The organism is Streptomyces sp. NPDC056231, assembly GCF_048270745.1.
Classification (GTDB): Bacteria; Actinomycetota; Actinomycetes; order Streptomycetales; family Streptomycetaceae; genus Streptomyces.
On the sequence record NZ_JBLVKW010000187.1, the window covers coordinates 1 to 2,154 of the forward strand.

Here is a 2,154-nt window from a genome sequence, read left to right on the forward strand (position 1 = left end):
CCTGGACCAGCACAACATCCACCGGCCGAAGTCCTGGAGAAGCAGCGGTAGTTGACACCGCTCATTCCAAGATCCCCGACAGAGTCAAGCTGAGATCCGCGCGCTGGACAAGCGGCTGGCGGAGAATGCTGCCCGCATGGAAGAACTCGTCGGGGCCTCGGGCAGCACGCTGATGAACACGCCCGGCGTCGGGCCGGTGCTGGCGGCACGGCTCGTCGGCCGCGTCGGACGCGCCAGCCGCTTCGCCACCGCTGCGGCGTTCGCGAACTACACCGGCGCCGCCCCGATCGAGATCGCCAGCGCGGACAAGGCCCGCCACCGGCTCTCACGCTCCGGCGACCGCCAGCTCAACTCCGTTCTCCACACCATTGCCGTCACCCAGATCAGGATGCCGAACTCTCCAGGACATGCCTACTACCAGCGGAAACTCTCCGAAGGAAAGACACCTCGGGAAGCCAAACGCTGTCTGAAGCGCCGTCTCGCCGATCACGTGTGGCGCACCATGATCGCAGACGAGCGAATGTCCAAGGACCCACTGTCTCAAGCGACTTGACAAGACACAGAGGCACCGAGCCGTTTCTGGATGCGCCGGGAGTTATAGAAGCCATCGATGTACTCGAACAGCGCCAGGTTCGTCTCGGCTCGGGTGGCGAAGACGCGGCCGCGGATGCACTCCGTCTTGGTGATCATCCACAGGTTCTCCGCGAGGGCGTTGTCGTGCGAGTCTCCGACCGAGCCCATGGATGCCTGAACTCCCGATCGCAGCAGGCGAGTTGTGAGCTTGATCGACGTATATTGACAGCCGTGATCCGCGTGATGAATGAGCTTTCCGGGCTCGACCTCGCGGGAAGCGAGGGCGTACTCGAGCGTGGACAGCACCAGGTCGGCGTCCGCGCGGGCGGAGGTCTCCCAGGCCACCACCCGGCGGGAGAACGCGTCCCGGATCGCGGACAGCCACAAGGGGCCCTCGCCGGTCGCGATCATCGTCAGGTCGGTGACCCACAGCCGGTTCGGTGCACTCGCGGTGAAGTCGCGCTGGACAAGGTCCGGGGCCAGGGTGGCCTTGGGGTCCCGGCGCGTGAAACCCTTGCGACGCGGGCTGATCCCAGCGAGGTCGGCCTCGCGCATCAGGCGCTCGACCGCTCCCTTCTCCGGGAAGTCGTGCGCACGCACCTGGACCGGTTCACCGGCGCGGTGCCACTCACGCCCGGCGACCGCGTAGTCGCCCAGGACTTCCTTCTTCTTGGTGTCCACGCTGATGACCGGCTGCCCCGCTGCGGTGTAGGCCTTGACCTGGTCGTTGATGTAGTGGAACTGCGCGTCCCGGTCTGGGTGGCGGGCTCCCTCGGTCGTGCGTGAGGTGCCCTGCAGGCTGAACCCCTCGGCCTTCAGGAGGGCCGCGACGGTGTCGGCGCCCACCGGGTGTCCCTGTCTCGTCAGCTCGGCGGCCAGCTTGCGGGTGGACTTCACTGTCCACCGCAACGGCGACTCCGGATCACCACGCTGGTCCGGCTCGACCAGTGTCAGCAAAGCCGGGATGAGGCCCGGATCCGCATCCCGCAGGCGCTTGCGCCCTCCACCCTCCACCCGCACCCGGCCGGTCAGCTCCCCGCCAACCGCCAGCTCGCGAACGCCACGGGACACCGTGGACTCCACAACTCCCGCCGCACCGGCCACCGCCCGGATACCGCCATGCCCCAGCACACGCGCCGCCGCACCGAGAACAAGACGCCGCTGCCGCTCATCCACCTGCGGCAACAGCACAGCGAACACATCCGCCAGCGCAGCCCCGATCCCCTCCGACACAGCCAGTACCCTATCGGCCAACACCCCCACCAAACCGTGGAGTTATTTTCCGGCGGCTCCCTGAACCCGCACGGAGTGGGGAATTGCGTGAATACCTCCGACCGGGATGATCGACAGACGTGGATCGAGGCCGACCCGCCCCCGGGCTGATCAGATAGTCGGACATGCGCATCAACGGCCACACCAGCGTTCATGCACGAGGTCGTTAGGACCATTGGGGAGGGGGCAGTTCCGCGCTATTCATCCGATGGCACGCTCTGGGCCCGTGGACGCCGGACGGCGTCCACGAGCAGGGTCAAAAAAAAAAAAAAAACCCCCCCAGCACCGCTGGAAAGGCGGTATAGGGAG

2 protein-coding genes and 1 pseudogene are annotated in these 2,154 nt (G+C 66.5%); 1 reads left to right on the forward strand and 2 read right to left on the reverse strand.

The window, feature by feature from the left end; genetic code table 11:
* Positions 1-136 precede the first annotated feature (136 nt).
* A complete protein-coding gene (locus ACNPQM_RS43980) occupies positions 137-553 on the forward strand; it encodes a transposase (protein WP_418088393.1) in 417 nt (138 codons plus the stop codon).
* Here ACNPQM_RS43980 and ACNPQM_RS43985 read toward each other — a convergent pair.
* Together ACNPQM_RS43985 and ACNPQM_RS43990 are read right to left on the reverse strand one after the other, a co-directional pair.
* Positions 541-1,131 (reverse strand): IS3 family transposase, encoded by a 591-nt coding sequence (locus ACNPQM_RS43985; protein ID WP_418088394.1) that lies wholly within the window; start codon positions 1,129-1,131, stop codon positions 541-543. The genes ACNPQM_RS43980 and ACNPQM_RS43985 overlap by 13 nt on opposite strands.
* Positions 1,132-1,140: 9 nt before the next feature.
* Positions 1,141-1,812 (reverse strand): annotated as a pseudogene (locus ACNPQM_RS43990) (ISAzo13 family transposase); the annotation flags it as partial.
* Positions 1,813-2,154 lie beyond the last annotated feature (342 nt).